This is a genomic window from Vibrio sp. Y176, assembly GCF_033438945.1.
Window position 1 is genome coordinate 1 of record NZ_JAWOQS010000843.1, and the last position, 588, is coordinate 588.

The following is a 588-nucleotide window of genomic DNA, read 5'->3' on the forward strand; positions in this document are numbered from 1 at the left end:
TGCAAATATTCGCTCAACTTGGCTGAGCGCATCCACCTCATTCAGCGCCGTTTCTAGCTGAGCATAGACCTGTACTGGCTTTTCCTCGTGCAGCTGCCAACACTCACTCATGAATGCATCAAAATCCATTTTGAAAGACATGCCCTTGTTATCCTTTGTTATCTTGTTCGTAAATAAACCACTCTACACAATTCTCAACTGTGCGCTGCACGCCAAACAACAATATGAGAATCGCCTCACTTAAAGTGGTGTACCTTGCTCTAATGCGAGCAAACGTTGTTTGCGTTCTACCCCACCAGCATACCCAGTCAGTTTGCCACTTTTACCAATAACGCGATGACAAGGCACCACAATGGAAATAGGGTTCTTGCCATTTGCTAACCCAACCGCACGTACGGCTTTCGGGTTGCCAATCGCGTTGGCGAGATCTTGATAGCTCCACGTCTCGCCGTATGGAATGGTCGTTAACGCATGCCACACTTGATTTTGAAAATCAGTACCTGTCGCTGCCAAAGGCAAATCAAATTCGTTGCGCAGACCCGAAAAGTATTCGTCCAACTGGGTGACGGCTTGGCGCAAAATCGGATG

1 protein-coding gene is annotated in these 588 nt (G+C 47.6%); it reads right to left on the bottom strand.

Features of this window, described 5'->3' with window-relative positions:
• Positions 1-240: 240 nt before the first annotated feature.
• On the bottom strand, positions 241-588 hold a 348-nt coding region (locus R7O13_RS28975; protein WP_318305474.1), incomplete at its 5' end, for a methylated-DNA--[protein]-cysteine S-methyltransferase.